1 protein-coding gene is annotated in these 636 nt (G+C 44.2%); it reads right to left on the reverse strand.

Features of this window, described 5'->3' with window-relative positions; genetic code table 11:
• A partial coding sequence (tnpA, locus tag BO222_RS04835; protein ID WP_198931970.1) for an IS66 family insertion sequence element accessory protein TnpA occupies positions 1-288 on the reverse strand: 288 nt, incomplete at its 3' end.
• Between the last annotated feature and the right edge of the window lie 348 nt (positions 289-636).

Genomic DNA, 636 nt, shown 5'->3' on the forward strand with positions numbered 1-636 from the left:
ACGGATCGTTCGGTCGCTGTCAGTGATTTCAATCACCGGCTTTGGACTCTCGTCTGATCCTTCCAAATCCAGGAAGACCGTCCTGTCAATTTCTACGAATTCAAGAGCCGCTGAAGCAGGCGATACGACGGCAGCTTTTCTGCGCCAGTACTGGAAGGTGGATAAAGCCAGGCCGTTTTGGACGCAGAAGCCAGCCTGAGTCAGACCTGACACCTGGTATTGATCAACCAGGTTCATCCACTGTTCCTGATTCAGTTCACGGGATTTGGAAAACAGATAATTATGCATAAAATCCTCCAGTTCTAGTCGAATACAGAATATCGACTGGAACCGGAGGATCTAAGCCCATGCAAATTTCAAAAGGTTACGAAATTTTTGCAATGTCATTAAGTTAAGCAGATAGAAGCGCGAATTGCTCCGCACTTCATCGTGGTGTTCAGAATCTACCAGAAATTTTTATCTGGAATCAGCCATTTTTTGGCTTCAAGCCTCACGAATACGACAAAAAGTGAGTGATTTTCCGCACTTTATCGCCTCTTTTTCAAAATTAAGGCATACTGAAAACAGCGATAATGTTCTGTTATCGCTTCGGGATTATTTCTAATCTTGGAAACAGGCTATTTCCAGTGCGAGGTT

Origin of the sequence: Ileibacterium valens (genome assembly GCF_001945525.1) — a bacterium.
Classification (GTDB): Bacteria; Bacillota_I; Bacilli_A; order Erysipelotrichales; family Erysipelotrichaceae; genus Ileibacterium; species Ileibacterium valens.